Genomic DNA, 20,136 nt, shown 5'->3' on the forward strand with positions numbered 1-20,136 from the left:
CGCGAGGCTTGACTGACAAGGCCGCCAGAGGACGCAATCTCATGCTGGATTTGAGCTTCGAGGCTCCGAAACCCAAGGTCATCGCCGGGGCCAAGCACGACTGGGAACTGGTCATCGGCATGGAGGTCCATGCGCAGGTGGCCTCCAAGGCCAAGCTCTTCTCGGGCGCTTCGACCGAGTTCGGGGCCGAGCCCAACTCCAACGTCTCATTCGTGGACGCGGCGATGCCCGGCATGCTGCCGGTGATCAACGAGTTCTGCATCGAGCAGGCGGTGCGCACCGGGCTGGGCCTCAAGGCAGAAATCAACCTGCGCTCGGCCTTCGACCGGAAGAACTACTTCTACCCTGACCTGCCGCAGGGCTACCAGATTTCCCAGCTTTATCATCCGCTTGTCGGCGAGGGTGAGGTCATCGTCGACCTCGAGCCCGGCATCGCCCGGCGGGTGCGGATCGAACGCATCCACGTCGAGCAGGACGCCGGCAAGTCGATCCACGACATGGACCCGGCGATGTCCTTCGTGGACCTCAACCGCACCGGCGTCGCGCTGATGGAGATCGTCTCGCGCCCCGACATCCGCGGACCCGAGGAAGCGGCGGCCTATATCGCCAAGCTGCGCCAGATCATGCGCTACCTCGGCACCTGCAACGGCGACATGCAGAACGGCAACCTGCGCGCCGACGTGAACGTCTCGGTCTGCCGTCCCGGCGCCTACGAGAAATACCAGGAGACGCAGGACTTCGCGCATCTCGGCACCCGCTGCGAGATCAAGAACATGAACTCCATGCGCTTCATCCAGGCGGCGATCGACCACGAGGCGCGGCGGCAGATCCAGATCCTCGAAGGCGGTGGCGAGGTGGTGCAGGAAACCCGTCTCTACGATCCCGACAAGGGCGAGACGCGCTCGATGCGGTCCAAGGAAGAGGCGCATGACTACCGCTACTTCCCCGACCCCGACCTGCTGCCGCTCGAGATCGAACAGGCCTGGGTCGACGATATCGCGGCCAGCCTGCCCGAACTGCCCGACGCCAAGAAGGCGCGCTTCGTCAAGGACTTCGGCCTGTCGGAATATGACGCCGGCGTGCTGACCGCCGAGGTGCGCAACGCCGCCTACTTCGAAGAGGTCGCGGGCGCCTCGGGCGACGGCAAGCTCGCCGCCAACTGGGTCATCAACGAGCTCTTCGGCCGTCTCAAGAAGGACGACCGCGGCATCGCCGACAGCCCCGTGAGCCCCGAGCAGCTGGCCGGGATCGTGAAGCTGATCAAGTCGGGCGACATCTCGGGCAAGATCGCCAAGGAGGTCTTCGAGATCGTCTACACCGAGGGCGGCGACCCGGCGCAGATCGTCGAGGACAAGGGCCTGAAGCAGGTCACCGACACCGGCGCCATCGAGGCCGCGGTCGACGAGGTGATCGCCGCCAACCCCGCCCAGGTCGAGAAGGCCCAGGCCAACCCCAAGCTCGCGGGCTGGTTCGTCGGCCAGGTGATGAAGGCCACCGGCGGCAAGGCCAACCCCAAGGCGGTGAACGAGATCGTCACCGCGAAGCTCGGCCTCTAGGCGGGCTTCCGCGGGGGTGCCCCCGCGCCGACTGGCCAAGCGGGGCGGGCAGGACTATCTTGCCCGCCTGACCCGCCCTTCCCGTTTCCCCCGGACCGCGAGCGCCATGACCCGATACGAATACCGCGTCCTTCCCGCCCCCGAAAAAGGCAAGCGGGTCAAGGGAGTGAAAGGCGCCAAGGCGCGTTTCGCCCATTCCATCGAGACCCTGATGAACGACATGGGCGCCGAGGGCTGGGAGTATGTCCGGGCCGATACGCTGCCCTCCGAGGAACGCGCGGGCCTGGGCTCCACGGTGACCGAATGGCGCACGCTCCTGGTCTTCCGCCGCCCGCGGCTCGACACCGCCGAGGACTTCGCCGTCAAGCGGCTGACCGCCGGCGATGCCGAGGCCGAGACCCGCGCCGAGGAGCCGCCGCTCTTTCCCGCCGCCCCCGCCGCGCTGCGGCCCGCCGCCGCGGAGCCCGATGCAGGCGCGGAGGGCGAGAGCCCGGCGCGCGGGCTCGGGGCGCTTCTGAAGGAACGCGCGGCGCAGCTCGTGCCGGGCAATCCCGACCGCCCCGAGGAAGCGCCGCGCGACGGCGTGACGGAGGCGTCGGATGAGACGGCGGAGGGCGATCAGCCCGAGGGCGCGCAAGAGGCGGGCGACGCCGAGGGCTCCGAGGCCCCGCGGGACGAGGCCGAAACCCAGGCGGCGGACGCCGAGGCCGAGGAAAACAACGCCTCCCCGCGCCCCGAAGGCGCCCGCGGCTAGCCCCGCGCGCTCATTCCCCGAGGTCGAGCGACAGCGCGTGGATCGCGCCCACCAGCTCGGCCCCAAGCGCCTGATGCACCGCCCGGTGCCGCGCGATGCGCGAGAGGCCCTGGAAGGCCTCGGAGCGGATCACGACGTGGAAGTGGCTCTCGCCCCCTTCCTGGAACCCGGCATGGCCGCGGTGACGCTCGCTGTCGTCGCGGACGGTCAGTTCCCTGGGCGCGAAAGCCTCGCGCAGGCGCGTTTCGATCATGGCGGTCCGGGACATTTTTTCTTGGGCCTCCCCCTGCAATCCGGTCGCGGTTTGTCTAAACTCCAGCGTCCGAGTCGAAAAGGTGTCCGAATATGACCAAACCAGATCCCTTCGGTTTCGACATGTCCGTGAAATCGGCCAAGAAGAAGGCGCCGCGCGGACGGCGTGGCATGTCGGGCGAATCCGAGACCTCCACGCGTGTCTGCGACCACGAGGGCTGCAACCAGCCGGGCAAGTTCCGCGCGCCGAAGGCGCCGGATGTGCTCGATGACTTCTACTGGTTCTGCAAGGATCACGTGCGCGAATACAATTCGCAGTGGAGCTTCTTCGACGGCAAGACCGAGGCCGAGATGAACGCCCAGTCGACCGCCGACAAGGTCTGGGAACGGCGCACCAAGGACTGGCGCGACCCCGAGGCCCGGGCCTGGGCGCGGCTCGGCATCGAGGACCCCCACCAGGTGCTGGGCGACAATGCGACGCGCAACCCGGGCAAATCCTCGGGTGGCTCGGGCCGGCGCCTGCCGCCCACCGAGAAGCGCGCCGCCGACATCCTCGAGATCAGCGAGAACGCCTCCAAGGCGGATGTGCGCAAGGCCTACAAGTCGCTGATCAAGGTGCTGCACCCCGACATGAACGGCGGCGACCGCAGCCAGGAGGAGCAGCTGCAACTGGTGGTCTGGGCCTGGGATCAGCTCAAAGACAGCCGGTTCTTCAAGTAAGCGCCCCGCGCGGGCGGCGGCGGCGTCGGACACGCCAAGGCCGCCGCTCAGGGGCCGCACCTTCCCGCCCAAAAGAAAAGCGCCGGACCCGCAGGGGGATCCGGCGCTTTTTCTTGTGCGATGGCGGGCGCGCCCCGCCCCGGGGATCAGGCCTCCACGAAGGTCAGGCTCACCCCGTTGATGCAGTGGCGCTTGCCGGTCGGCGGCGGGCCGTCATCGAAGACATGGCCCAGGTGCGAGCCGCAGCGCGAGCAATGCACCTCGGTGCGGGTGATGAAGAGCGACCGGTCGGGCTTGGTGCCCACGGCGCTCTCGGCCAGCGGCTGGTAGAAACTCGGCCAGCCGGTGCCGCTGTCGAACTTGTGCTCCGAGGAGTAGAGCCGCTGCTCGCAGCCGCGGCACTGGTAGATGCCCGGCGTCTTCAGGTCGTGCAGCGGCGAGGTGAAGGCCCGCTCGGTGCCCTCTTCGCGCATCACGCGGAACTCGGCCTCGCTCAGCATGTCGCGCCATTGCGCCTCGCTGCGGGTGACCTCGAAGTCGCCCTTGGCGGCGCGGGCGGCGCTTCCGCCCAGCCCGAGGGCGGCGGCGGTGGTGCCCAGGAAAGTGCGTCGGCTCATCATTTCTGGCCTCCTCTCGTCGATCCGATGGGATCTCATGCAGGGGGCCCGGCCCGTCGCCGGACCGGGCCCCCGCCGCGTCTCGCGGCTCTGCCCGTCAATGTAGGTGCCGCGGGCAGGCCTGTCAGCGTCTCAGCCCGCCTGGCCGGCCGGCAGCAGCACACGGTCGATCACATGGATGACACCGTTGGACTGGTCGACATCGGCGATGGTCACGGTCGCGGTGCGGCCGTTCTCGTCGGTCAGGGTGATCTCGCTGCCGTTCATCTGGGCCTGCAGGGTGCAGCCGCCGACGGTCGGCACCGGGTGCATGCCGCCGTCATCGGCGATCATGCCGGCGATGGCGCCGGACATGGCCTCGGTCGCGACCACGTGGCAGGTCAGGATCTGGGCCAGCTGCTCCTTGTTCTCGTCCATCAGGAGCGCGTTCAGGCTGTCTTCCGAGATCCGGCCGAAGGCGCTGTCGGTCGGCGCGAAGACCGTGAAGGGCCCGGCCGAGTTCAGCGTGTCCACGAGGCCCGCCTGCTGTACCGCGGCCACCAGCGTGGTGTGGATCGGCGAGTTCACCGCGTTCTCCACGATGGTGCGGTCGGCGAACATGTCGGCGCCGCCGACCTGCGGGTTGTCCTGGGCCGCCAGCGGGCTGGCGAGAAGGGCGAGGGCCGCACCGGCGGCGAAGGTCTTGCGAAGGGTCATCTTCATATCTCCCGTTTGCTGTTCTGATGAACCCGTCTCTTTCGACGGGATCACCTCAGCTACGGAGGCGAGACGACGATGGTTTCGCTTGGCGGGAAAAAATCTGCCTCACGTCTCCGTGTAGGGACGGATCGGCCCCACGGCGCGGACCTCGGTCGGGGTGCCGTCGGGCGAGCCGCCCGCCGGTTCGAGCGAGACCGCCAGCGTGCCGCCTTCCAGAAGCGGGCGCAGTTCCTCGGGCAGCACCTGCCGGGCGATCACGCCCGGCTCGCGCGGCACCAGGCCCAGCGAGATCGGCGTGCCGTCGCCGCCGATGATCCACATCTCGTGATCGGCGCCCTCGGGCACCGCGCCGCCGTCGCGGCGGATCAGGAACTCGTTGCTCTCGGCCAGGTAGCCCGCGTGCACCAGCAGCTCCGGCCCCGCCTCGGCGGCGAGATCGGCCACATAGGTGGGCTCGGGCGCCTCGGGCGTCAGCATGCCGGTGGTCAGCACCGCCCAGCCGAAGACCGCCGCGGCCACCGCCCCCAGCGCGTAAGGCAGGAGACTGCGCCACCAGGGCCGCGCGGCGGGCGTGCCGAAGGCCAAGGCCTCGATCCGGCGCTTGAGCTGCGGTGCGGGGGCGACCGGCGGCAGGGCCTCGGCCATGGCGGCGAAATGCTCGGTCCAGCTGACCACCACCTCGACCAGCTCGGGCTCGCGCGCGAGCCGGGCCTCGAAGCCGGGCAGCTCGTCCTCGGGCAGGAGCCCGAGCACGTATTCCGCCGCGCGGGCGGCGTCCTCCTCGGGGTCCGGGCCGGTCGGGCCGTCTGTGGTGTCGCCTTGGTCGCTCATCGCGAGAGGCAGTCCTTCAGCTGGATCAGCGACCGGCGCAGCCAGGTCCTGACGGTGTTCAGTTTCACGCCCGTGGCCGCCGAAAGTTCGGCGTAGCTCCAGCCTTGCAGATAGGCCTTCTCGACCATCTCCGCGCGGTCGGGCGCCAGTTCGCCCAGGCAGCCGTAAAGCGCCCGTGCCTCGGAATTCATCGCCGCCTGCGCCTCGGGGCCGGGCCCGAGATCCGGCGTCGTCTCGGCCGCGTCCAGCCCTTCGGCCGGCATCGGCTTCTTCTTGCGCCGCCGATCGATGGCGACGTTGCGCGTCAGCGTGATCAGCCAGGTCATCGGCGAATAGCCGTTGGCCCGGTAGAGCTCGGCCCGGTGCCAGATCCGCAGATAGGCTTCCTGCAGGGCCTCCTCGGCCTCGGCGCGGTCGTTCAAGACACGCAGGGATATGGCGTAGAGTTTCGCGCTGGTGCGGTCGTAAAGCGCGGAAAAGGCCGCCCGGTCCTTCAGGCAGATCCGCGCGAGATAGGCTTCCAGCTCTTCCTGGGGCGTCGTCGCGGCGCTGTCGCCGGCCCCGGTCCTGTCCTGCATGTGCGGCCCTGTCTGCCCTGCCCCGGGAGCCGCGGCGGCGCCCGTGCCGCGCTCCGCGCTTTCCCTTGCTCCTCCCCGCAATATGTTGCACGACGGGCCGGACGAAGGCTGCCGACCAGGAGGACGCGGAAAGAATGGCGGACGGATCGATGGATATCAATGCCAAACCGACGGTCGAAATCTCGGTGCGCGAGACCTTCGGCATCGACAGCGACATGGTGGTGCACGGCTTCGCCGAAGCCAGCGACCGGGTGCCCGACGTCGATTCCACCTATCGCTTCGACCCCGACACCACGCTCGCCATCCTGGCGGGCTTCGAGCACAACCGCCGGACGATGATCCAGGGCTACCACGGCACCGGCAAGTCGACCCATATCGAACAGGTCGCGGCGCGGCTGAACTGGCCCGCCGTGCGGGTGAACCTCGACAGCCACATCAGCCGCATCGACCTGATCGGCAAGGACGCGATCCGGCTCGTCGACGGCAAGCAGACCACCCAGTTCCAGGAGGGCATCCTGCCCTGGGCGCTGCGCAACCCCACGGCGATCGTCTTCGACGAATACGACGCCGGCCGGGCGGATGTGATGTTCGTGATCCAGCGCGTGCTCGAGGTCGACGGCAAGCTGACGCTGCTCGACCAGAACGAGGTGCTGCACCCGCATCCCTTCTTCCGGATCTTCGCCACGGCGAACACCGTGGGCCTGGGCGACACCACCGGGCTCTACCACGGCACCCAGCAGATCAACCAGGGCCAGATGGACCGCTGGAACCTGGTGGCGACGCTGAACTACCTGCCGATGGACGCCGAGGTCGAGATCGTCCTGTCGAAGAACCCCGGCTACGACAGCGACAAGGGCCGCCGCCAGGTGCGGCAGATGGTCACCGTCGCCGAGCTGACGCGGACCGCCTTCATGAACGGCGACCTCTCCACGGTGATGAGCCCGCGGACGGTGATCGCCTGGGCGCAGAACGCCGAGATCTTCCGCGACGTGGGCTATGCCTTCCGGGTCTCCTTCCTGAACAAATGCGACGAGCTCGAGCGCCAGACCGTGGCCGAGTTCTACCAGCGCTGCTTCGACCAGGAACTGCCCGAAAGCGCCGCCAGCGTCAGCATGGGCTGAGCCCCTTCCCTCGCGCGCCCGGCCTGGCCCGGGGCGCGCGAGGGGGCCACTTCCGGCGCGGCCCCCTCACAGGCCGGCCCCGCCACATCCGGCACCGCGCACACCGCGCAGCCGCCCTCCCCCTCCCAGCTCAAGACGTCACCTGCCTGCCCTGCAGACCTGCCCTGCAGAGCTCTAGGTGGCTCTGCGCTCCAGGCTTTAGGCGCTAGGCGCTAGGCGCTAGGCGCAGCTTCGGCCAAACCACGCGCAAAACAAGCGCCAAGGCCGCCCCAGCGCGCCCCCACACCCACTCGCCCGCACAAACCGCCCCGCCAGCGCCCCCGCGCGCACAACCGCGCCACACTCCCAACAAAACCGCCTGCCCCCGCACGCAACGCCCCAGCCCCAGCGCAACACCCCTTTGCGCATGACCGGGCTGAAAATACCTCCGGGAGCGCGAGGGCAGCGCCCTCGCCCGCCCGATGATCGGCACGATCAGCGGGCCAGAGATGACGCCCGCCGCCAGGCGGGCGCCCAACAAAACCAAAAACCCCCAGGGACCCCCTCAGCGCGCCACCTCGATCACCTCGCGCTCGGTGACCACCATGTCGAGGGGCTGGTCGGTTGGCGAGAGCGGCACATCACCGTCCTCCTGGGCGGCGAAGGCGAAGCCGATGGCGAGCGTTGCGCGGGTGGCGCGCAGGGCCTCGAGCGTGCGGTCGTAGAAGCCGCCGCCGTAGCCCAGCCGCCCGCCGGCGCGGGAGAAGGCCAGGAGCGGCACGATCAGGATCTCGGGCACCATGGGCTCGAGGCGCTCGGGCACACGGGCGCCGAAGGGGCCCTCGGTCAGCGCCATCCCGGGCTCCCAGCGGGCGAAGCTGAGCGGGCGGCCCTTGGCCTCGATCACCGGCAGGCCGACGGGGCCATGGGCGGCGGCCTCTTCCATGGCGGGCAGCGGGTCGATCTCGCTCCGGATCGGCATGTAGCCCGAGAGCGGCACGCCGCGGTAGCCCGCCAGCACCTCGGAGAGATGCCCCGCATCGGCCGCGCCGCGGGCGGCGAAGGCCTCGGCGCGGCGCGCCATGGCGGCCTTGCGGGCCGCGGCCTTGATCTCACCCCCGCTCACAGGAGCACCATGCTCGCGAGCCCCAGGAAGGCGAAGAAGCCCACCACGTCGGTCACCGTGGTCACGAAGGTGCCCGAGGCGAGCGCCGGGTCGACCTTGGCCTTCTCGAGCAGGATCGGGATGCCGATGCCGGCGAGCGCCGCGGCGACCATGTTGATGATCATCGCCGCGAAGATCACCCAGCCGAGCGCCGTCGAGCCGAACCAGAGGACCCCCACGACCCCCATGACCACCGCGAAGGCCAACCCGTTGATGAAGCCCACCGTGGCCTCGCGGCGGATCACCCGGAAGGCGTTGGAGCCGGTCAGGTCGCGGGTCGCCAGCGCCCGGACCGCCACGGTCAGCGACTGGGTGCCGGCGTTGCCGCCCATGGAGGCCACGATCGGCATCAGCACCGCCAGCGCGGTGACCTGGGCGATGGCGCCTTCGAACTGGGCGATGACCAGCGAGGCGAGGATCGCCGTGGCCAGGTTCACCGCCAGCCAGGGAAAGCGCTGCCGCGTGGTCTGCAGGGCGCTGTCCGAGAGCGAGCTTTCCTCGCCCACGCCGGCGAGGCGCAGGATGTCCTCCTCGTTCTCCTCCTCGAGGACCAGCATGGCGTCGTCGATGGTGATCACGCCCACCAGCCGCTCGCTCTCGTCGACCACCGGGGCCGAGATCAGGTGATACTGGTTGAAGGCATAGGCCACGTCGGCCTCGTCGCGGGTCGCGGGGATGACGTGGAAGCTGTCGTCGGTGATCTCGGCCAGTTTCATCTCGCGGCGCGAGGACATCAGCTTGCCCAGCGCCACCTTGCCGACCGGCCGCATCCGCGGGTCGACCAGGATGATGTGGTAGAACTGGTCCGGCAGGTCCTCGGTGGCGCGCATGTGGTCGATCGCCTCGCCCACCGTCCAGTGCTCGGGGGCCATGACCACCTCGCGCTGCATCAGGCGGCCGGCGGAATAGTCGGGATAGGTCAGCGACTGCTGCACCGCCACCCGGTCGCTGTCCTCGAGCGCGTCAAGGATCGAGTCGCGCTGCGCGTCCTCGAGATCCTCGAGCAGGTCGACCACGTCGTCCGAATCGAGGTCGCGCACCGCGTCGGCCAGGACCTCGGGCTCGAGGATGCGGATCACCTCCTCGCGCAGGCCCTCGTCGAGCTCGGTCAGGATGTCGCCGTCGAACTCCTGCCCGTAGAGCCGGATCAGCCGCATCCGGTCGAAGGCGTTCATCTGCTCGAGCATGTCGGCGATGTCGGCGGCATGCAGCGGCTCGAGCAGCTCTACCAGCCGCGCGCGGTCCTGCACCTCGACGCTGTAGAGGATCGCCGTGATGGTCTTGGGATCGAGCGCATAGGCGTCGCTCTCCTGATCCTCCGGCTCGGGGGCCACGTCGAGCTGATCTTCCGCCATCGCGCACTCCTCGGGGACTGGGGTCAGCCGGAGAGTAGGGCAGCGCGGGGGGAAGAAACAGGGCCGCCGCCAGATTTACCTCGCCTGCCGCCCGGCCTAGTGTCGCGCCGGCGGAAGAAGCCGGGAGACAAGGCATGAGCGCGGATCACTTGCTGACGGGCCGGGTCCTGATCTGGGACGGCAACCCCCTCATCGAGGGCCCCGAGGCGGCCCGGATCGAAGAGGGTTGGGGCGTCCTGATCGCCGAGGGCACGGTGGCCGCCATCGGCCCCGCGGCGGCCCTGCGCGAGGCCGCCCCCGAGGTGCCCGAGACGACCTATGGCCGCGACCTGATCGCCCCGGGCTTCGTCGATGCCCATGTGCATTACCCCCAGACCCGGATCATCGCCTCCTGGGGCAAGCGGCTGATCGACTGGCTGAACAGCTACACCTTCCCCGAGGAGATGCGCTTCGGCGATCCCGCCTATGCCCGGGAAGTGGCAGGCGAGTACCTCGACCTCGTGACCGCCCATGGCACCACCACGGTGGCGAGCTACTGCACCTCGCATCCCGAAAGCGCCGAGGCCTTCTTCGAGGCCGCCGCCGCGCGCAACATGCGGGTCTTCGCCGGCAAGACCTGCATGGACCGCAACGCCCCCGAGGAGCTCTGCGACGACGCGGTCAGCGCCTATGACGACAGCGCCGCGCTGATCGCGCGCTGGCACGGGACCGGGCGGGCGGGCTATGTCATCACCCCGCGCTTCTCGCCGACCTCGAGCCCCGAGCAGCTCGAGGCCCTGGGCGCGCTCTGGGCCGAGCATCCCGACTGCCTGATGCAGACGCATCTGTCGGAGCAGACCGACGAGATCGACTGGGTGAAGGGCCTCTACCCCGAGGCCCGCGACTACCTCGACACCTACGAGCGCTACGGGCTCCTGGGCGAGCGCGGGCTTTACGGCCATGCGATCCACCTCGAGGAGCGCGAGATCGACCGCCTGGCCGAGAGCGGGGCGTCCCTGGTGCATTGCCCGACCTCCAACACCTTCATCGGCTCGGGGCTTTTCGACATGGGCGGGCTCAGCGCCCGCGGCATCCCGGTGGGGCTGGCGACCGACACCGGCGGCGGCTCCTCCTTCTCGATGCTGCGCACCATGGCGGCGGCCTATGAGATCGGCCAGCTGCGCGGGCGGCCCCTGCATGCCGCCGAGCTGCTCTGGCTCGCCACCGAGGGCTCCGCCCGGGCGCTGCACGCCGAAGGGCTGATCGGCCGCCTCGCCCCCGGCGCAGAGGCCGACATCGCGGTCCTCGACCTCGCCTCGACCGCGGCCATCGCCCAGCGCGCGGCCCAGGCGGAGGATGCCTGGGAAGAGGTCTTCGCCACCATCATGATGGGCGACGATCGCGCCCTGCGCGCGGTCTGGGTCGGGGGCGAGCAGCGGGTCTGAGCGTGTTTGGGCTTGCTTGGGTGCCTCTGTCCGTCCGGCCGGGCCATTGAGGCCCGCCCGGCCGGAGCGAGGGCTCTGCCCTCGCGCTCCCGGAGTATTTTGGGCCCGGTCAGGCCTGGGTGGGTTGGATCGGGGCGCTTTTGGTTCCTGGGTTCGGGCTGGCCATCCGTCCGGCCGGGCCATTGAGGCCCGCCCGGCCGGAGCGAGAGCTCTGCCCTCGCGCTCCCGGAGTATTTGCGGCCCGGTCAGGCCTGTAGAGGGGGCTTCTTGGCGGGCGGGGCGCTTCTGTGGGGACGGTTGGGCTGTTTTGAGAGGGTGGTTTTGGGGCTCTGTCAGCAGCCGGGGCGGGCGAGGACCAGGACCCAGAGGTTGCCGGGGGCGCGGGCGAGGCCGGCTTCGGTGACATCCCTGAGAAGCAGGTTTTGCAGGTGCGCGGGTGAGGTCGTCCAGCCGCGCAGCGCGGCCTCGATACTGCCCTGGCCGCGGGCGAGGTTCTCGGCGAGGCGGCAGAAGCGGTAGCCGGCGCGGCGGGCGCGTTCCGCTATATCAGAGCCGTCGGAGCCGATATGCGAGAAGCGGGCATTGCGGGTGAGGTCGCGCGCGTGGGCCTCGGCCATGGCCTGAAGCCTGGGGTTGGGCGCGAGCGGGCCGAGGCCGGCGCGGGCGCGGAATGCGGTGATGGCGGCGAGGTTGGAGGTAGGGTCGGCGGTGGCCGCGACGGGTGCTCGGGCGTTTGAGGTCGTGGCGGCTGTGTTTGGAATCACGGCGGCGCCCGAGGCGGCGGTGATATTGGTGGGAAGCGCGGTAGCTTCTGCGCCAGTCATAGGTGCCGCGGAGGCCGCTCTGGGATCGGCGGTGATTTCCGGCGCGGCAGCAGTCGTCGGAAGCGCAGCGGCGCTCGCGCCAGGACCTGCGGCTTCGTCCCGCACCGCCGACCCGCAGCCCGCCACAACGAGGCACGCCAGCACCACCCCCACCGCTCCCGCGCGCATCAGACCGCCTCGGCCAGGCGCCGCGCGAGGTGGCGCTGGCGCTCCAGCACGGCGGGCAGGTCGAGCGTCGCGATCTGGCCGTCGCGCACCACCTGGCGGCCCTCGACGAAGAGGTCGCGCACCCGCGTCGGCCCGGCGAGGAGCAGCGCGGCGGGATCCCAGCTGCCGGCGCTTTCGACGCCGCGCAGGTTCCAGAGCGCCAGGTCGGCCCGGGCGCCCGGCGCGATGCGCCCGCAGTCTTCGCGGCCCAGCACCTCGGCGCCGCCGCGGGTGGCGATCCAGAGCGCCTCGCGCGCGCTCATGGCATCCGCACCCCTGGCCACGCGCTGCAGAAGCAGCGCCTGCCGCGCCTCGGCCACCAGGTTGCCCGCGTCGTTCGAGGCGGAGCCGTCGACGCCGAGGCCCACCGGCACGCCCGCGTCGCGCATCGCCCGGACCGGCGCGATGCCCGAACCCAGCCGGCAGTTCGAACAGGGGCAATGGGCGACGCCGGTGCGGCTCCGGGCAAAGAGGTCGATCTCATCGCCGTCGAGCTTCACGCAATGGGCGTGCCAGACGTCGGGACCGGTCCAGCCCAGGTCCTCGGCGTATTGGCCGGGGCGGCAGCCGAACTGCGCTTGGCTGTAGGCCACGTCCTCGTCGTTCTCGGCCAAGTGGGTGTGCAGCATCACCCCCTTGTCGCGGGCCAGAAGCGCCGCGTCGCGCATCAGCTCGCGGCTGACCGAGAAGGGCGAACAGGGCGCGATGCCGACGCGCAGCATGGCGCCCGGGGCGGGGTCGTGGAAGGCGTCGACCACCCGGATGCAATCCTCGAGGATCGCGGCCTCCGCTTCGACCAGCGCATCCGGCGGCAGGCCGCCCGCGCTTTCGCCGATCGACATGGCCCCGCGGGTGGGATGGAAGCGCATCCCGATCTCGCCCGCCGCGGCGATCGTGTCGTCGAGCCGCGCGCCGCCGGGATAGAGATAGAGGTGATCCGAGGTCAGCGTGCAGCCCGAAAGCGCCAGCTCCGCCAGGCCGGTGAGCGCCGAGACATAGACCTCCTCGGGGCCGAAGCGCGCCCAAATCGGGTAGAGCGTCTTCAGCCAGCCGAAGAGCAGCGCGTCCTGCCCGCCGGGCACCGCGCGGGTCAGGCTCTGGTAGAGGTGGTGATGGGTGTTCACGAGGCCAGGCGTGACCAGGCAGCCCTCGGCCTGGATGACCTCGCCCCGAGGCTCCAGACCCTGGCCGATCTCGGTGATGACACCATCCGCGAAGCGGATGTCGGCGCCCGAAAGCTCGCGCCCGGCGTCGTCCATGGTCAGCACATGGGTCGCGCCGCGGATCAGGACCTCGCTCACGCGACATCCTCCAGCAGGGCCAGCGCCGCGGCGTGCAGCTCGGGCGTGGCGGCGGCGAGGGCGCGGCCGCCCGCAAGCGCCGGGCGGCCCTGCCAGTCGGTGACAACCCCGCCCGCGGCCTCGATCACCCCGATCGGGGCCTGGATGTCATAGGCGTTGAGCCCCGCCTCGATCACCAGGTCGATCTGCCCGGCGGCGAGCAGCGCATAGGCGTAACAGTCCATCCCGTAGCGGGTCAGCCGGGCCTCGCCCGCGACGCGGCGGAAGGCGGCGCCCTCGGCCTCGGTGCCGACCTCGGGGAAGGTGGTCATCAGCCGCGCCTCGGAGAGCCGGGTCACCCCGCTCACGCCCAGGGGCCGGGTGCCGAAGGGGCCGCGCCATTCGGCGAGCTCCGCCCCCCCGGTGAACCGCTCGCCGGTATAAGGCTGGTCGATCACCGCGTGATGCACCCGCGCGCCGTCGGAAAGCGCGATCAGCACCCCCCAGGTCGGCGCGCCGCAGATGAAGGCGCGGGTGCCGTCGATCGGGTCGAGCACCCAGGTCAGCCCCGAGCGGCCCGGCACCGCGCCGTATTCCTCGCCCAGGATGCCATCCTCGGGCCGCCGCTCCTGCAGGACCGCGCGCATGGCGCGTTCGGCGGCGCGGTCGGCCTCGGTCACCGGGTCGAAGCCGGCGTCGAGCTTGTTCTCGGCGGCCAGGTCGGCGGCGCGGAAATAGGGCAGGATCGCCCGGCCCGCCGCATCGGCCATGGCATCGGCCACCTGCCGGATCTCCTCGGCGTCGTCTCTGCGCATGCGCGGCCTCCCTGCCCCCGTGGCACGGGCCCGGACCCCGGGCCGATCAAGGCCGGGATGACCCGTTTCGCGCGCACGATCAAGTCCGGAGGCGCTGGCGCGCCCCGGGGGTCGGGCAGCCGTCGTCAAGCGGAGAGGCAGGGCGGCGCGGTCAGGCCACGTCGGAGAGCACGCGGGCCAGCTCGAAGAGGCGCCGCCGCTGGTTTTCAGGGATCGCGTAGTAAGAGCGCACGAGATCGAGCGCCTCCTTGTCGCCAAGGATGTCCTTCGGCACCGACTGGCCGATGTCCTCGGCGGCCGGGGCCTCACCCTCGGGCTCGTCGATGCCCTCGAAGAAGAAGCTGACCTGGATGGACAGCGCTTCGGCGATATCCCAGAGGCGCGAGGCGGAGACGCGGTTCGCGCCGGTCTCGTACTTCTGGATTTGCTGGAACTTGATGCCGACCTTCTCGGCCAGCTGCTGTTGGGTCATCCCCACCAACCAACGTCTATGGCGAATACGTTTGCCAACATGGACGTCCACAGGATGCGTCATACACGAGCCCTCTGCTTCTAAAAGCGACTGGCGCAAAGGGGCACCAGACGGAGCTCCGAAGCACCAAAGTTTTCAAGCTGAGCACCCAATCAGCAAGGCTCATGATATATCCAAGACCCCTGCCGAGACAACCCGCAAGAGTTGAAAAAATATGACCCCCTGATGTGTCATGAGTTGTATGCCAGTCTGGAACCGCAGGGCGAAACCGATTTCCACGGCTTGACCCGCTGCCCGCCGCGCCGCATCACCGGAGGCGAGGAATTCGCCAATAAGGAGTGCGGGATGAAGGCTTTGGTCGTCGAGGCGCATGGCGCGCCGCCGGTTCTGAAGGACATGCCCACCCCCCGGCCAGGCCCCGGCGAGATCGCCGTCAGGATCGAGACCTGCGGGCTGAATTTCGCCGATCTCCTGATGGTCCAGGGCAGCTACCAGGACACGCCCGAGCTGCCCTTCGCGCTTGGCATGGAGGTCGCGGGCCGCGTGGCGGAGCTGGGCGAGGGTGTCACCGGGCTGGCCCAGGGCGACCGCGTGGCGGTCTTCGGCGGTTCGGGCGGGCTGGCCGAGGTCGGCTGTTTCGACGCCCGCCGCGCGGTGCCGATCCCCGAGGCCATGACCTCGGTCGAGGCGGCGGCCTTCATGGTCGCCTACGGCACGAGCCACCTCGCGCTCGACCACCGCGCGCGCCTGCAGAAGGGCGAGACGCTCCTGGTCCTGGGCGCGGCCGGCGGCGTCGGCCTGACCGCGGTGGAGATCGGCAAGCTCATGGGCGCGAAGGTCATCGCCTATGCCCGCGGGGCCGAGAAGCTCGAGGTCGCGCGCCGCGCCGGGGCCGACATCCTGATCGACGCCGAAACCGCGGACCTGCGCGCCGAGGTGAAGGCCGCGGGCGGCGCGGATGTGGTCTACGACCCGGTCGGCGGCGAGGCCTTCGAGGCCGCCTTCCGCGCCTGCAACCCCGAGGCCCGGCTTCTGCCGATCGGCTTCGCCTCGGGCGAGGTGCCGCGCATCAAGGCCAATCACCTGCTGGTCAAGAACCTCTCGGTCATGGGCATCTACTGGGGCGGCTACATGGGCTTCCGCCCCGAGGCGGTCACCACCAGCCTCTCGACGCTTTTCGCCTGGCACGCCGAGGGCCGGCTCTCCCCGCATGTCAGCGAGGTGCTGCCGCTCGAGCGCGCCACCGAGGGGCTGGAGCTTCTGCGCAGCCGCAAGTCCACCGGCAAGGTGGTGATCGAGATCCAGCCGGCGGAGTGAGCCCATGCCCGAGGAGACCTTCACCCACCAGGCCGAGGAGGACGCCCGCAACGCCGAGGTCCTGATCTGGGTCGACGAGGGGCTGAAGCCCCGCTCCGAGGCCATGGTCTCGGTCTTCGATTCGGGCTTCATGCTGGGCGACGGCGTCTGGGAGGGGCTGCGGCTCTACAACGGCGCCTGGGCCTTTCTCGACCAGCACATGGACCGGCTCTTCGAGGCCGCCAAGGCCATCGACCTCGACATCGGGCTCACCCGCGCCGAGGTCATCGACCGGCTGGAACAGACCCGCGCGGCCAACGGCATGCAGACCGACGCCCATGCCCGGCTGATGGTGACGCGCGGGGTCAAGGCGCGGCCCTTCCAGCATCCGGCGCTGTCGACGCGCGGGCCGACCTTCGTGATCGTGATGGAGCATTCGCGCCCCGCGATCCCGCGCCCGATCCGGCTGGCCACCGTCGCGCATCAGCGCGGCCTGCCGATGACCCAGGACCCCAAGCTCAACAGCCATTCCAAGCTGAACTGCATCCTCGCCTGCATCGCCGCCGAAAAGGCCGGCGCCGACGAGGCGCTGATGCTCGACGTGCATGGCTTCGTGAACACCACCAATGCCTGCAACTTCTTCATCGTGCGCCAGGGCGAGGTTTGGACCTCGACCGGGGACTACTGCATGAACGGCATCACCCGCCGCGCGGTGATCGAGATCTGCCGCCGCGAGGGCATCCCGGTCTTCGAGAAAAACTTCTCGTTGGTCGAGACCTATTCCGCCGAGGAAGCCTTCCTCACCGGCTCCTTCGGGGCCCAGACCCCGGTGGGCGAGATCGACGGGCGCATGATCGGCGCGGGCGAGATGGGCCCGGTGACCCGCCGCATCCGCGCCGCCTACAAGGAGCTCGTGGGCGCATGAGGATCGCCATGTGGTCCGGCCCGCGCAACCTCTCGACGGCGCTGATGTATGCCTTCGCCGCGCGGGGCGATTGCGCGGCCTGGGACGAGCCCTTCTATGCCGCCTATCTGGCCCGGACCGGGCTCGCGCATCCCATGGCCGAGGAGATCCGCGCCGCGGGCCTCTCCGATCCCGCCGAGGTCGCCGCCGCGCTCCGGGCCGATCCGCCCGAGGGGAAGGCACATGCCTACCAGAAGCACATGTGCCAGCACATGATCGCGGGCATGCCGCGCGACTGGATGGCGGATGTGACCAATGTCTTCCTGATCCGCCACCCCGCCCGGGTGCTGGCGAGCTTTGCCTCGAAATACGAGGCCGCGGAGCTCGAGGACATCGGTTTTCTGCAACAGGCCGAGCTCTTCGACGAGGTGTCCGAGCGCGAGGGCGAAGCGCCGATCGTGATCGATTCCAACGACATACGCGACGCGCCCGAGGCGATGCTGCGGGCGCTCTGCACGGCGCTGAAGATCGAGTTTCATCAAGAGATGCTGCACTGGCCCGCCGGGCCGAAACCCTATGACGGGGTCTGGGCGCCGGTCTGGTACAAGGCGGTGCATGGCTCGACGGGCTTCGCCGGGCGCGAGGGGCCGCTGCCCGAGCTCTCGGGCGCCTATGCCGCCACCGCCGAGGCCGCCCTGCCCGCCTACGAGAAGCTGAAGGCGCATCGGCTGCGGGCGGGCTGAGGGCGGGGCGCCTTCGGACCGAGCGACAAGCCTTTGATTCCGGTTCGCTTTCTCACGACCGGCGCTAGAGCGCCGCGAAGCCCTTGCGCAGGAGCTCGGCCAGCGCCGCCGGCGGGCCCTGCTCGGCGCGTTCGGCGTAGAGGTTGATCTTCATCGTCCCGAGGTCCGGCAGCGCGCCCCCGGTCTCGATCCGCTCGAGCTGCGGCGGGGCGTGTCCCTCGATCAGCGCCACGACGCCCAGGTCGGCGCTGACCGTGGCCTCGATCGAGCGGTCGCTGTCGCTGTCGATCACCTGGAACCAGGGAATGCCCGAGGCCTCCAGCGCGCGCACCACCGCCGGGCGGAAGGCGCAGATCCGCGCCTGGGCGTAAGGCAAGGGCCGCTGCCGCCAGGCGCAACCGCCCGGCGCGCCGTGCCAGGCCAGGGGCGCCACATGCAGCGTCTCGCCGCCGCGATGCGCCTCGGTCGTCAGGATCAGGTCGACCTCGTGCAGGGCGAATTTCTCCAAAAGAACCGCGGTATTGGCGGTCTCGAGCCGGACCTTCATGCGGGGGAAGGCGGCGGCGAAGCTCTGCAGCGCCCGCGGCACCACCGGGTAAAGGATGTCCTCGGGCACGCCGAGCCGGATCTCACCCTCCAGCGTGTCGTCGGTCAGAAGCGCGTAGATTTCGTCGTTCAGCGACACCATGCGCCGCGCATAGCCCAGGAGCTGCTCGCCCGAGGGCGTCAGCGCCACGCCGCGCCCCGAGCGTTCGAGCAGCGCCAGGCCCAGCATCTCCTCGAGCCGCTTGAGCTGCATGGAGACCGCCGATTGCGTCAGGTTGAGGATCTTCGCCGCGCGGGTCACACCGCCGGTTTCGGCCACCGCGGCGAAGGAGCGCAGGGTGGTGACATCGAGATTGCGCATTCATCACGCTCCGTGATGGTGGGTGTCATAAACATTCGTTTCCATAATAGCGCCGCGACCCGATATTCATCAACAAGAAAGATGCTTCACCCCGAAGGCATCACGCTTGATGAAGGATGAGGAAGATGGCCCATATCGACCGCCTGAGCCTGCCCGCCCTGCCCCGCCCGGGGCTGCGGCGCCGCGTCACCTCCATGTTCGCGCTCGCCCGTCAGCGCCGCCAGCTCGCCCGGCTCGACGACGCCCGGCTGGCCGACCTTGGCCTCAGCCGTGCCGAGGCCGAGGCCGAGGCCGCCCGCGCCCCCTGGGACGCGCCCGATCACTGGCACGGCTGAGCGCCACGGGTGAGCGCCTGTGCAGCCGCGCAAGATCCGTTCATTGTTTCCCTGTATGGCGCCCGGAAATTCTTGAAACCCGGGCGCCGAGTGCCGATATTTGGCAGGACTTCCGGTGGAGCGATCTGCCGGGCTCATGTTCAATTCGGAGGAATGAATGGCTGAATACAGAACCGTTCGGACCGGCGCGGCCGCCGGTGCGCGTTCGGCTGAGATCGACGAGGGCCTGCGCGCTCACATGAACAAGGTCTACGGCACCATGTCCGTGGGCATGTTCCTGACCTTCCTGGTGGCCTGGGCCGTGGGCTCCAGCCCCGAGCTCCTGGGCATCTTCCGCGATCCTCAGACCCTTCAGCCGAACATCCTCGGCTGGATCGTGATGTTCGCGCCCCTGCTGATGGTCTTCGGCTTCGGCGCGGCGATCAACCGGCTGTCGGCCGCCGGCGCGCAGACGTTCTTCTACGTCTTCGCCGCGGTCATGGGCCTGTCGCTGTCCTGGATCTTCGTCGCCTTCACCGGCATCTCGATCGCCCAGGTCTTCCTGGTGACCTCGATCTCCTTCGCGGGCCTGTCGCTCTTCGGCTACACCACGAAGAAGGACCTGTCGGGCTGGGGCACCTTCCTGATGATGGGCGTGATCGGCCTCGTGGTGGCTTCGATCGTGAACATCTTCCTGCAGAGCCCGGCGATCTTCTTCGCCGTCTCGATCCTCGGCGTGCTGATCTTCGCGGGTCTGACCGCCTATGACACGCAGTCGATCAAGAACGAATACATCGAACATGCCCGCCACGGCGACCAGGAGTGGCTCGGCAAGTCGGCGATCATGGGCGCGCTGCGTCTCTATCTCGACTTCATCAACATGTTCATGTTCCTGCTGCAGCTCTTCGGCAATCGCGAGTAATCGCGGGTTGCTCTTGGACTGATGGGAAGGCCGCCCTTCGGGGCGGCCTTTTTCGTTGGGAGGGGCGTGTTCGGTGGGGTGGCCGAGGCGGAGGCCTGTTGCGGTGACCAGGGTGCAGCCCTTTGCAACGCCCAACACACGCCGCCCTGCCGCCCGACGCGCAACCGCTCAACACCGCCCCCTCCCACCCCGCACACCAGAGGGCGCGCGCCGGAACGGGGGCCGGCGCAGCTGCCCTCTGAGCGGGTCGCTTTATCCCAACAAGGTCAGGGCGGGGGGATAGCTATGCGCACCTCCCCAGGGAGCTCCGTCCCAGGGGGCTTTTCTGGCGCGCGCCCGGCACCTTCGGTGCTATTCGGGCGCAAGGGGGCGCGGGGTGCGGTGTCGCGTTTCGAACCAAA

Annotated in this window: 22 protein-coding genes; 10 read left to right on the plus strand and 12 right to left on the minus strand. The window is 69.7% G+C overall.

Features of this window, described 5'->3' with window-relative positions; translation table 11 throughout:
* The first annotated feature begins 41 nt into the window (after window positions 1–41).
* Window positions 42–1,556 carry an Asp-tRNA(Asn)/Glu-tRNA(Gln) amidotransferase subunit GatB gene (gene gatB / locus ACX938_RS02705; protein WP_232752294.1) on the plus strand — a complete coding sequence of 505 codons (1,515 nt, stop codon included), beginning with the start codon at window positions 42–44 and terminating at the stop codon, window positions 1,554–1,556.
* Window positions 1,557–1,662: 106 nt separating this feature from the next.
* Window positions 1,663–2,310: a DUF4177 domain-containing protein gene (locus ACX938_RS02710; protein WP_459429881.1), complete on the plus strand. Its 648-nt coding sequence runs from the start codon at window positions 1,663–1,665 to the stop codon at window positions 2,308–2,310.
* A 10-nt stretch (window positions 2,311–2,320) separates the two neighbouring features.
* Here the strand turns inward: ACX938_RS02710 and ACX938_RS02715 are convergent, their stop codons facing one another.
* Window positions 2,321–2,578 carry a BolA family protein gene (locus ACX938_RS02715; protein ID WP_232752296.1) on the minus strand — a complete coding sequence of 86 codons (258 nt, stop codon included), beginning with the start codon at window positions 2,576–2,578 and terminating at the stop codon, window positions 2,321–2,323.
* Between the two features lie 77 nt (window positions 2,579–2,655).
* Between ACX938_RS02715 and ACX938_RS02720 the strand changes: the two genes are divergently transcribed.
* Window positions 2,656–3,282, plus strand: coding sequence for a J domain-containing protein (locus tag ACX938_RS02720; RefSeq protein ID WP_232752297.1), 627 nt, complete (start codon window positions 2,656–2,658; stop codon window positions 3,280–3,282).
* Window positions 3,283–3,428: 146 nt separating this feature from the next.
* Here the strand turns inward: ACX938_RS02720 and msrB are convergent, their stop codons facing one another.
* The 4 genes from msrB to ACX938_RS02740 form a co-directional block, all read right to left on the minus strand.
* A complete protein-coding gene (gene msrB / locus ACX938_RS02725) occupies window positions 3,429–3,899 on the minus strand; it encodes a peptide-methionine (R)-S-oxide reductase MsrB (protein WP_232752298.1) in 471 nt (156 codons plus the stop codon).
* Between the two features lie 132 nt (window positions 3,900–4,031).
* The gene (locus tag ACX938_RS02730) at window positions 4,032–4,595 is read right to left on the minus strand and encodes a fasciclin domain-containing protein (protein WP_459429882.1); all 564 of its coding nucleotides are present in this window, start codon (window positions 4,593–4,595) and stop codon (window positions 4,032–4,034) included.
* Between the two features lie 108 nt (window positions 4,596–4,703).
* Entirely contained in the window at window positions 4,704–5,429 is a 726-nt protein-coding gene (locus ACX938_RS02735) for an anti-sigma factor (protein ID WP_459429883.1), read from the minus strand.
* Entirely contained in the window at window positions 5,426–6,007 is a 582-nt protein-coding gene (locus ACX938_RS02740) for a sigma-70 family RNA polymerase sigma factor (protein WP_232752301.1), read from the minus strand. Before ACX938_RS02740 ends, ACX938_RS02735 begins: the two co-directional genes overlap by 4 nt.
* 134 nt (window positions 6,008–6,141) lie before the next feature.
* Between ACX938_RS02740 and cobS the strand changes: the two genes are divergently transcribed.
* Window positions 6,142–7,128, plus strand: coding sequence for a cobaltochelatase subunit CobS (gene cobS / locus ACX938_RS02745; RefSeq protein ID WP_232752302.1), 987 nt, complete (start codon window positions 6,142–6,144; stop codon window positions 7,126–7,128).
* Window positions 7,129–7,672: 544 nt separating this feature from the next.
* On the opposite strand, the gene ACX938_RS02750 is transcribed toward cobS, so the two are convergent.
* Window positions 7,673–8,233 (minus strand): 5-formyltetrahydrofolate cyclo-ligase, encoded by a 561-nt coding sequence (locus tag ACX938_RS02750; RefSeq protein ID WP_459429884.1) that lies wholly within the window; start codon window positions 8,231–8,233, stop codon window positions 7,673–7,675.
* Complete coding sequence (mgtE, locus tag ACX938_RS02755; RefSeq protein ID WP_459429885.1) at window positions 8,230–9,627, minus strand: magnesium transporter; 1,398 nt, start codon at window positions 9,625–9,627, stop codon at window positions 8,230–8,232. The genes ACX938_RS02750 and mgtE overlap by 4 nt, the downstream gene beginning before the upstream one ends.
* Before the next feature lie 134 nt (window positions 9,628–9,761).
* On the opposite strand from mgtE, the gene guaD reads away from it, so the two are divergent.
* Window positions 9,762–11,051, plus strand: a complete 1,290-nt coding sequence (guaD, locus tag ACX938_RS02760; protein WP_459429886.1) for a guanine deaminase — start codon at window positions 9,762–9,764, stop codon at window positions 11,049–11,051.
* A gap of 332 nt (window positions 11,052–11,383) precedes the next feature.
* Here guaD and ACX938_RS02765 read toward each other — a convergent pair whose 3' ends face one another.
* The 4 genes from ACX938_RS02765 to ACX938_RS02780 all read right to left on the minus strand — a co-directional run bounded on the left by ACX938_RS02765 (window position 11,384) and on the right by ACX938_RS02780 (window position 14,712).
* Window positions 11,384–11,731: a CAP domain-containing protein gene (locus tag ACX938_RS02765; protein ID WP_459429898.1), complete on the minus strand. Its 348-nt coding sequence runs from the start codon at window positions 11,729–11,731 to the stop codon at window positions 11,384–11,386.
* A 311-nt stretch (window positions 11,732–12,042) separates the two neighbouring features.
* The gene (locus ACX938_RS02770) at window positions 12,043–13,383 is read right to left on the minus strand and encodes an 8-oxoguanine deaminase (protein WP_459429887.1); all 1,341 of its coding nucleotides are present in this window, start codon (window positions 13,381–13,383) and stop codon (window positions 12,043–12,045) included.
* Window positions 13,380–14,177 carry a histidinol-phosphatase gene (hisN, locus tag ACX938_RS02775; protein WP_459429888.1) on the minus strand — a complete coding sequence of 266 codons (798 nt, stop codon included), beginning with the start codon at window positions 14,175–14,177 and terminating at the stop codon, window positions 13,380–13,382. The genes ACX938_RS02770 and hisN overlap by 4 nt, the downstream gene beginning before the upstream one ends.
* A gap of 151 nt (window positions 14,178–14,328) precedes the next feature.
* Window positions 14,329–14,712, minus strand: a complete 384-nt coding sequence (locus ACX938_RS02780) for a helix-turn-helix domain-containing protein (RefSeq protein WP_232752307.1) — start codon at window positions 14,710–14,712, stop codon at window positions 14,329–14,331.
* 282 nt (window positions 14,713–14,994) lie between these two features.
* Here ACX938_RS02780 and ACX938_RS02785 point away from each other — a divergent pair, with 282 nt between their 5' ends.
* Genes ACX938_RS02785 through ACX938_RS02795 form a run of 3 tightly spaced genes read left to right on the plus strand, consistent with a single transcriptional unit; the run spans window position 14,995 to window position 17,592 of the window.
* Window positions 14,995–15,966, plus strand: coding sequence for an NADPH:quinone oxidoreductase family protein (locus ACX938_RS02785; RefSeq protein WP_459429889.1), 972 nt, complete (start codon window positions 14,995–14,997; stop codon window positions 15,964–15,966).
* Between the two features lie 4 nt (window positions 15,967–15,970).
* Window positions 15,971–16,870: a D-amino acid aminotransferase gene (locus tag ACX938_RS02790; protein ID WP_459429890.1), complete on the plus strand. Its 900-nt coding sequence runs from the start codon at window positions 15,971–15,973 to the stop codon at window positions 16,868–16,870.
* Entirely contained in the window at window positions 16,867–17,592 is a 726-nt protein-coding gene (locus tag ACX938_RS02795; RefSeq protein ID WP_459429891.1) for a sulfotransferase-like domain-containing protein, read from the plus strand. Before ACX938_RS02790 ends, ACX938_RS02795 begins: the two co-directional genes overlap by 4 nt.
* 64 nt (window positions 17,593–17,656) lie before the next feature.
* Here the strand turns inward: ACX938_RS02795 and ACX938_RS02800 are convergent, their stop codons facing one another.
* Entirely contained in the window at window positions 17,657–18,499 is an 843-nt protein-coding gene (locus ACX938_RS02800; RefSeq protein WP_232752311.1) for a LysR family transcriptional regulator, read from the minus strand.
* Between the two features lie 125 nt (window positions 18,500–18,624).
* Here ACX938_RS02800 and ACX938_RS02805 point away from each other — a divergent pair, with 125 nt between their 5' ends.
* Both ACX938_RS02805 and ACX938_RS02810 read left to right on the plus strand, forming a co-directional pair.
* Window positions 18,625–18,834: a DUF1127 domain-containing protein gene (locus ACX938_RS02805; RefSeq protein ID WP_459429892.1), complete on the plus strand. Its 210-nt coding sequence runs from the start codon at window positions 18,625–18,627 to the stop codon at window positions 18,832–18,834.
* Between the two features lie 157 nt (window positions 18,835–18,991).
* The gene (locus ACX938_RS02810; RefSeq protein WP_232752313.1) at window positions 18,992–19,735 is read left to right on the plus strand and encodes a Bax inhibitor-1/YccA family protein; all 744 of its coding nucleotides are present in this window, start codon (window positions 18,992–18,994) and stop codon (window positions 19,733–19,735) included.
* The last annotated feature ends 401 nt before the right edge of the window (window positions 19,736–20,136 follow it).

The sequence above is a fragment of the Roseivivax sp. genome, from assembly GCF_054552075.1.

What these genes read in the sequence shown, in the direction of transcription:
- msrB (WP_232752298.1), bottom strand. Translation starts at nt 3,899, where the DNA reads ATGAGCCGACGCACTTTCCTGGGCACCACCGCCGCCGCCCTCGGGCTG.
- ACX938_RS02795 (WP_459429891.1), top strand. Translation starts at nt 16,867, where the DNA reads ATGAGGATCGCCATGTGGTCCGGCCCGCGCAACCTCTCGACGGCGCTG.
- ACX938_RS02720 (WP_232752297.1), top strand. Translation starts at nt 2,656, where the DNA reads ATGACCAAACCAGATCCCTTCGGTTTCGACATGTCCGTGAAATCGGCC.
- ACX938_RS02805 (WP_459429892.1), top strand. Translation starts at nt 18,625, where the DNA reads ATGGCCCATATCGACCGCCTGAGCCTGCCCGCCCTGCCCCGCCCGGGG.
- ACX938_RS02735 (WP_459429883.1), bottom strand. Translation starts at nt 5,429, where the DNA reads ATGAGCGACCAAGGCGACACCACAGACGGCCCGACCGGCCCGGACCCC.
- cobS (WP_232752302.1), top strand. Translation starts at nt 6,142, where the DNA reads ATGGCGGACGGATCGATGGATATCAATGCCAAACCGACGGTCGAAATC.
- ACX938_RS02780 (WP_232752307.1), bottom strand. Translation starts at nt 14,712, where the DNA reads ATGACGCATCCTGTGGACGTCCATGTTGGCAAACGTATTCGCCATAGA.
- hisN (WP_459429888.1), bottom strand. Translation starts at nt 14,177, where the DNA reads ATGCGCAGAGACGACGCCGAGGAGATCCGGCAGGTGGCCGATGCCATG.
- gatB (WP_232752294.1), top strand. Translation starts at nt 42, where the DNA reads ATGCTGGATTTGAGCTTCGAGGCTCCGAAACCCAAGGTCATCGCCGGG.
- ACX938_RS02715 (WP_232752296.1), bottom strand. Translation starts at nt 2,578, where the DNA reads ATGTCCCGGACCGCCATGATCGAAACGCGCCTGCGCGAGGCTTTCGCG.
- ACX938_RS02710 (WP_459429881.1), top strand. Translation starts at nt 1,663, where the DNA reads ATGACCCGATACGAATACCGCGTCCTTCCCGCCCCCGAAAAAGGCAAG.
- ACX938_RS02785 (WP_459429889.1), top strand. Translation starts at nt 14,995, where the DNA reads ATGAAGGCTTTGGTCGTCGAGGCGCATGGCGCGCCGCCGGTTCTGAAG.
- ACX938_RS02800 (WP_232752311.1), bottom strand. Translation starts at nt 18,499, where the DNA reads ATGCGCAATCTCGATGTCACCACCCTGCGCTCCTTCGCCGCGGTGGCC.
- mgtE (WP_459429885.1), bottom strand. Translation starts at nt 9,627, where the DNA reads ATGGCGGAAGATCAGCTCGACGTGGCCCCCGAGCCGGAGGATCAGGAG.
- ACX938_RS02730 (WP_459429882.1), bottom strand. Translation starts at nt 4,595, where the DNA reads ATGACCCTTCGCAAGACCTTCGCCGCCGGTGCGGCCCTCGCCCTTCTC.
- guaD (WP_459429886.1), top strand. Translation starts at nt 9,762, where the DNA reads ATGAGCGCGGATCACTTGCTGACGGGCCGGGTCCTGATCTGGGACGGC.
- ACX938_RS02790 (WP_459429890.1), top strand. Translation starts at nt 15,971, where the DNA reads ATGCCCGAGGAGACCTTCACCCACCAGGCCGAGGAGGACGCCCGCAAC.
- ACX938_RS02810 (WP_232752313.1), top strand. Translation starts at nt 18,992, where the DNA reads ATGGCTGAATACAGAACCGTTCGGACCGGCGCGGCCGCCGGTGCGCGT.
- ACX938_RS02740 (WP_232752301.1), bottom strand. Translation starts at nt 6,007, where the DNA reads ATGCAGGACAGGACCGGGGCCGGCGACAGCGCCGCGACGACGCCCCAG.